We start from the raw sequence: 6,490 nt of genomic DNA on the forward strand, positions 1-6,490 counted from the left end.
TTATTTTTTGTAATTTTGAAAAAACGAAAATGGTTTTTGCTCGGTTCGGGTTTAGTTGGAATTTCCGTCCTTCTTATCCCCGCCTTCGCCAAGCCCTTTCCCGTTGTACGACATAGTAAAACCGAACCAAACAAAATGAAAGTCAGAGAAGAAAAGTTAAGAACAATTATAGAATGGTCGGAGAAAAACGAAGATGTAAGAGTTCTTCTTCTGACAAGTTCACTTGTAAATCCTTTAGCACTTGTTGACGAATTTAGTGATTTAGACATTGAATTTGTTTTTGAGGATAATACAAATTACATTTCAGACAAAAGCTGGACGCTTAAATTCGGAAATCCAATTGCTATGATTGAAGAAGACGAAAGTTGTTTTAACCATAAACACGCAATGAAAATGCTACTTTATGAAGACGGTGTGAAAGTAGATTTTAAACTTTACAGCAAATCAAAATTTATAAAGGAAACGCAAGAGAAAGAATTACCAGAAGATTGGGATATTGGTTATAAAATTTTAATTGATAAAGATGGTATTACAAAGCAAATGCTGAAACCAACTTATCAAATTTCCATTATCAAAAAACCGTCTGAAAAAGAGTTTCAAAATCTAATAAACGATTTTTGGTGGGACACAACTTACGTGGCAAAGTGTCTTGTGAGAGATGAAATATTCTATGCGAAATTTATGTCGGAAACCGTTATTCGCACAGAATATTTAATTCCTTTAATTGAATGGCACATTGCAAGTGAACACAATTGGAACATAACGACCAATAAATATGGACGGCTTTTCAAAAAGTATCTTAACCAGGAAATGTGGGCTAAAACAGAACAAACATTTTCAGGGAGCGATATAAAGGAAAATTGGACTGCTCTATTTTCAATGACTGATTTAGTTTCAGAAATAGGAACTGAATTGTCAAAAAAATTAGAGTACAAATACCCGGATAAATTAGAAAATGACATACGAAAATATTTAGCTGGACTAAAACCCAAAACATAACTACGTCGTACAACATCGTATTGGCAATAGGCGGGCTGAACGGCTTCGTATCAACGGAAGTGCAAAATTCAACTTCTGTTCTTCGATTAAAGTTCAGTGCTAAAAATCCCGCCCATCGCCAATACGCGGCACGTTAGGCGATATTTTATAAAAACGAACACCCAAAACAAAACCTCGAAATTTTTTAATAAATTTGCGTTTATTTTAACGCATTGAACGAATGAAATTATCAGGAACTGAACTATACGACAAACTTGTAAACGACTATAAAATTATTGGAGAAAAAGGAGTAATAAACTTCAGACTTAAAGACCTGACAATTTCAATCGAAACAAAAGATACCGTTGGAAACCTTTTACAAGAATGGCTAAAAGCGTGGCTGATGAAAGAAACTGTTGAATTTGAAGAAAATCCTAACTCGCAAGTTTTTCCAGATTTTTATCTTGACAAACACAACAAAAAATTAGGTTTGCTTGAAGTAAAATCTTTTGATTGGGACAGAGGTCCGGGATTTGATTTGGCAAACTTCGATTCTTACTGTAATTCACTTTTGACTTCTGCCTATCGTTTAGATTCTGATTATTTGATTTTCGCTTATCAAATGAACGGCAGTGAATTGTCTATCAAAAATGTTTGGATAAAAAAGATTTGGGAATTAGCTTGTCCAAGTAGTACCTATCCGTTGAAAGTTCAAGAAAAGAAAAGTGTAATTTACAATATTCGTCCTGCAAAATGGTATGGAGAACGCTCAAAATTCAAGCCGTTCAATTCTTTGGAAGAATTTCTTTCAGCACTTAACGAAACAAGATACCAATATCCGCAGACAAGACATACCAACGGACATTGGCTAAAAAATGTACTGAAAAATTACGAAGAACACACAGGAATTAAACTGCAAGTTCGCTAACATAAACTTCCGCTAATTTATTCGCTACAAATTCCACCACAGGAACTGCAACCGTATTACCCAATAAATCAAAAGCATCATACTCTTTTGTTGGGATTTCGTACCATTCGGGATAACCAAACAAACGCAAACCTTCACGAATAGTCAATCTTCTCAAACCATTTCCATCGGGAACTGCCAAACGAGAAACATCGGTTGCAACCAAAGTCGGAGCAATGTCTTTTGGGTCAAGGACTTTATTGACTTCAAAGCTCAATTTTCCAGTCACGATATTGTAACCTTTCGGTTTAGTTTTGTCATATTCACGAGAAGTTGCAATGCCGTTTTCTGTTTGAACTTTGACCAATTTTTTCGGGTGTTCTAATTTCAAATATCCTTTGGAACTTAAATCATCTAATAAGATTTTTAACTCTTTTTTAGGCAAATCAATGAATGTATTTATTTGCTCCAAAGTCAATGGCATTCCGTCCATCCAATCAATCCCAATTTCTTCTGCCCACTGTTTTTTTCGTCTTTGCTTGAATAGTTTATTTAATATTTCAGCTTGTTGTTTGGAAACGCTTCCTTTTATCTCAATATCCCAACTATGAATATTATTGGCACCACCACGCTTGTCTTTTATGGATTTCCCATATAAATCTTCTATTGAAAAATGAGACAATAATTTATCAATAAACTCTGATTTTAAAGTAGGTAATCCTTTTTCTAAAACACTTTCCAAAGAATTAAAGCGAGGTTTATTACCGTTCAAATCAATTTTTTCATCTTTTGTTCCAACGATGAAAATACGTTTTCGAGATTGTGGCAATCCAAATTCTAAACTATCAAAAACTTTCCAAGTTGTTTTATAACCCAAATCATTTTCAAGTGTATCTAAAATGGTTTTTAAGGTTCTGCCAATTTCATCACTTTTGTTTTCTAAATCGTGTTTTACCAAACCTTCCACATTTTCAAGAATAAATCCATAAGGTTTTTTCTCTCTCAAAATACGTTCAATTTCAAAAAACAAAGTGCCTCTTGTATCCAAAAAACCTTGACGTTTTCCACCTGCACTAAACGGCTGACAAGGAAAACCACCTAACAAAAAGTCAAAATCAGGAATAAATTCATTACGAATTTCAAAAATATCTCCAGCCAAAAATTCGTGGTCAAAATTTTGCTTTAGCGTTTTGACGGCATAAGGTTTTATTTCAGAAGTCATCACGCATTCGGTTTCCATTCCTGCATCTTTAAACGCTTTTTCAAATCCCAAACGAATCCCACCAAGACCAGCAAACAAATCAATAAATTTTACTGTATTTTTCATTTCGCATTAGATTTATAAGGTTCAACAGGTTCTGCAACCATTAACAACTGATTTTCATAATCTTCAATTTCGATTTTATGGCAACCAATAACTGTCAGACATTGCAACAAAAAACAAGCACTAAATTTCCCTCGACTAATTTTGCTATCTATACTTGCTTTGGTTTCTTCAACTCCTATTTCATTCAACATCAAAACTAAATCCGAATTAGAAACTCCACGTTTCACTAATTCTGACTTCAATAATCGTTTTGCTTTGTCATTCCAATTTACCATAATCGAAAACTTTACACTTGCAATATTCGATAATAATTATCATATATGCAAATATTAAAGCGAAAATAATAAGGAAAAAAAACATCGCCTAACATCGGTTTTGCAAAAGAGCGGGCTAATGTCTAAATTGAAAGTTTCTGAATTTTAATACGCAAAAACCATTTTTCTTTTGCTCTTTTTTGTAATTTAGCAAAAAGAAAAAATGGTTTTGCTACGTTTGTGCAAAATTGAAAGTTCTGTCTTTCTATTCCGCTCCTTCGCAAAGCCGTTTCCCGTTAGCGGCTATTTTAACCGACATCCGTAAAAACATCGACTGACAAAACAAAAAGCATCACTTAATATATGGTATTTAAAATAGGACTACTTTTTTTAGCAACAATCCTAGCGTTTTGGATTAGTGCTATCTGTGGAGGCGGAGCAAGTTTAATATTAGTGCCTTTACTCAATTGGCTTCTGCCAACTTCTGTAGTTCCTTTTTCTTTGACTATTGGAACTTTTACAAGTTCGGCATCAAGAATTATTGTTTTCAAAAAGGACATTTGTTGGAAAATATTTTTTTGGTTCGTTCCTTTTTCAATCCCAGCGGTCTTACTTGGAGCTTGGTTGATAAAATATGTCAATCCACTGTATTTACAACTTATAGTCGGTTTGTTTTTATTAGCTAATTTACCAGAACTTTTTAGAAACAAGAAACAACAAAGACAAGAAGAAAAACCTTATCCAAAATTTGTACTAGCAATAGTCGGATTTTTCGCAGGTTTTATTTCAGGCATCACTGGTGCAATTGGACTTTTGTTTAACCGATTTTATTTGCGTTATGGGCTGACGAAAGAAGAGATAGTAGCAACAAGGGCAGCTAACGAAATATTTTTACATTCAATCAAACTAATCATTTATCTAATTTTGGGATTATATTCATCAAGTGCTTTTTGGCTTGGTTTGACAATTGCAATCGCTTCTATCATTTCTTCTTATACAGTAAAATTTATTTTACCTCATATCAGTGAATTTTTATTTCGTAAAGTTGGTTATGGAGCAATGGTTGTTTCAGGTATATTTTTGTTGGTAGGAACAACTCAAAACATCATAACCCAAGACAAAATGTCTTTCTCGACAAATCAATATGACGAAAGAACAATACATTGGAGGAACAGTAATTTTGTTTTAGAATTTGCATTCGATGACGGCTTGGAAATTGAACGACCGATAAATACAAACGAACTTCCTGACAAGTTAAAAACAAAGTACAACGAACTATTGCCACAGTATGACAAAATTTTATTAGAAAAAGTATTTAAACTTGCATCAAAACGCAGTTATGAATTTTACTGTTATAAAAACAAAAAACTTACAAAATTTGAGTTTGACGAATAAAAAACAGCCGCTAACATAGTATTGGCAAAATGCGGGAGGAAGGGATAGTTGAAAGATTTGTCATATTTATCCGCAAAAAACTTTTCGTTTTCCAATTTTTTTGTAAGTTTGAAAAACGAAAAAGTTTTTTGCTAAGTGTAGCTATCAGTAGAAAAATTAGTCCATTTTAGCCCGCACTTCGCCAATACTTTTTCCGTTATCGGTAATTTTATAAAACAGCGTCCCAAAACATTGAAAAACAAATAAATGAAACAAAATTTTCAAATTTTACTATTTCTTTTTTTCGCTCTAAATTTTTCATTTGCGCAAAACCAAACAAAACTCTCAAAAAAAATTGACAGTTTAATTGAAAACAAAAATCCGAGACCGTTTAACGGAGTTATTCTAATCACGGAAAATGGAAAAGCAAAATATTCAAAAGCATTAGGTTTCACAAATTTCAAAACTAAAATCCCTCTTAAAATGAGCGACCAATTTGAAATTATGTCGAACACCAAACAAATTACCGCCGTTCTTCTTTTGAAGGAAGTTGAGAAAGGAAATGTGAATTTAAATTCACCAATCAAAAAATATTTGCCGTTTTTAACTCAGACTTGGGCAGATACAGTAACAGTTCACCAATTACTAAATCATACTCACGGAATTACGGACACAGAAAAACCGCTTCTTTTTAAAGCAGGTTCGGATTTTAAGTATGGAAATTTATCTAACAATCTTTTGGGAAAAATTATTGAAAATGCTTCAAAAAAAAGTTATTCAGAATTAGCGACTTCCCTATTCAAAGAACTAGAAATGAAAAATACTTTCTGTTATTCAAAAAATGACCGAAGAAATTTAGTTTTTGGACATATGAATAAAGAAAATAAATTTTCGGTTGTTGAAAATTCTTTTATAAATGACGAAAATTTAGCCGCAGATGGAATTATTACCACTGCAAAAGACTTAACAATTTGGAATTCAAAACTCCACAAAGGAAAAATCTTAAAACCTGAAACCTATAAATTGATGACAACTTCTTCCGTTCTTTCTCAACACGATGTTTTTGGGAAAGAAAAAATGGGTTATGGTTACGGAATAAGAATTTTAGAAGATAACGGAATTAAATATTTTGGACACACAGGTTTAGGAGACGGTTTTGCTTCCTTAAATATCTATATTCCAAAATCCGACACAAGTTTGATAATTTTGGAAAATCAAATGAATGAAAATAGCGATTTGTATTACTATTACGAAACACTAATTAAAAATCTAGTATTGAAAAACGAACTGAATAAGAAAAACTACCGATAACATGGGTTTTGCAAGATGCGGGGTTGAAGGAAATCTCAGAAATATTCTATAAAGTACCCGCAAAAAACCATTTCATTTTTTTTTGTAAATTTGAAAAAATGAAAATGGTTTTTGCTAGAGATTGGTTTTCCTTTCGACTTTCAGTTTACAGTAGCCCGCACCTCGCAAAGCCCTTTCCCGTTAGGCGATATTTTATAGACAAAAGTTCGTTATAAAAACAAAATAAATTTTAAATTTGAAAAAAAATTTGAAATGAATACAGAATTGCAAATACAAAATAAAAAACTTGAATTAATTCAATGGTTATCAACTATTGAAGATTTGAAATTTCTTGAAAAA

The 6,490-nt window shown here is 32.5% G+C and carries 6 protein-coding genes; 4 read left to right on the forward strand and 2 right to left on the reverse strand.

Going from position 1 to position 6,490, the window contains the following annotated elements; all coding sequences use genetic code 11:
* The first annotated feature begins 135 nt into the window (after positions 1–135).
* Both IV513_RS14765 and IV513_RS14770 read left to right on the forward strand, forming a co-directional pair.
* Positions 136–999, forward strand: coding sequence for an aminoglycoside 6-adenylyltransferase AadS (locus tag IV513_RS14765; RefSeq protein ID WP_003013318.1), 864 nt, complete (start codon positions 136–138; stop codon positions 997–999).
* A gap of 220 nt (positions 1,000–1,219) precedes the next feature.
* On the forward strand, positions 1,220–1,906 hold the full coding sequence (locus IV513_RS14770) for an NgoBV family restriction endonuclease (protein WP_209391324.1): 687 nt from the start codon (positions 1,220–1,222) through the stop codon (positions 1,904–1,906).
* Here IV513_RS14770 and dcm read toward each other — a convergent pair.
* Both dcm and IV513_RS14780 read right to left on the reverse strand, forming a co-directional pair.
* Positions 1,887–3,212, reverse strand: a complete 1,326-nt coding sequence (gene dcm, locus IV513_RS14775; protein WP_209391325.1) for a DNA (cytosine-5-)-methyltransferase — start codon at positions 3,210–3,212, stop codon at positions 1,887–1,889. The genes IV513_RS14770 and dcm overlap by 20 nt on opposite strands.
* The gene (locus IV513_RS14780) at positions 3,209–3,487 is read right to left on the reverse strand and encodes a DUF6471 domain-containing protein (RefSeq protein WP_209391326.1); all 279 of its coding nucleotides are present in this window, start codon (positions 3,485–3,487) and stop codon (positions 3,209–3,211) included. Before IV513_RS14780 ends, dcm begins: the two co-directional genes overlap by 4 nt.
* Before the next feature lie 342 nt (positions 3,488–3,829).
* Here IV513_RS14780 and IV513_RS14785 point away from each other — a divergent pair, with 342 nt between their 5' ends.
* Complete coding sequence (locus IV513_RS14785; RefSeq protein ID WP_209391327.1) at positions 3,830–4,861, forward strand: sulfite exporter TauE/SafE family protein; 1,032 nt, start codon at positions 3,830–3,832, stop codon at positions 4,859–4,861.
* A gap of 246 nt (positions 4,862–5,107) precedes the next feature.
* Positions 5,108–6,151, forward strand: coding sequence for a serine hydrolase (locus IV513_RS14790; protein WP_185286902.1), 1,044 nt, complete (start codon positions 5,108–5,110; stop codon positions 6,149–6,151).
* Positions 6,152–6,490 lie beyond the last annotated feature (339 nt).

The sequence above is a fragment of the Chryseobacterium sp. RR2-3-20 genome (genome assembly GCF_017808115.1).
Lineage (GTDB): Bacteria > Bacteroidota > Bacteroidia > Flavobacteriales > Weeksellaceae > Chryseobacterium > Chryseobacterium oryzae.